The sequence below is a fragment of the Novosphingobium malaysiense genome, assembly GCF_000802225.1.
Classification (GTDB): domain Bacteria; phylum Pseudomonadota; class Alphaproteobacteria; order Sphingomonadales; family Sphingomonadaceae; genus Novosphingobium; species Novosphingobium malaysiense.
The window spans coordinates 1-296 of sequence record NZ_JTDI01000070.1; the positions used below are offsets into that span (position 1 = coordinate 1).

General features: G+C 68.2%; 1 protein-coding gene. It reads right to left on the reverse strand.

Annotated features, from left to right (window positions below):
* Positions 1-294: alpha/beta fold hydrolase (locus LK12_RS23530; RefSeq protein WP_231568481.1), on the reverse strand; the 294-nt coding region annotated here is incomplete at its 3' end.
* Positions 295-296: the final 2 nt, after the last annotated feature.

The following is a 296-nucleotide window of genomic DNA, read 5'->3' on the forward strand; positions in this document are numbered from 1 at the left end:
CTCGGGGAAGGCGCCGCAATAGTTGAGCGCGATCCCGGCCCCCAGCGAGTGGGAGATGAGAGTGACGGGGCTGAGCTTCTTCTGATGGATGATCTGGGCCAGGTCATAGAGATAGGCGGCGGTGTCATAGCCGCCGCCCATGGCCCAGGCGGAGTCCCCGTGGCCGCGCAGGTCGGGCGCGATCACATGGTAGCGGTCGCGATAGTGGGCGGCGACCCAGTCCCAGTTGCGGCAGTGGTCGCGGCCGCCATGGACCAGCAGCAGGGGCGGCGCGCCCTCATTGCCCCAGTCCACAT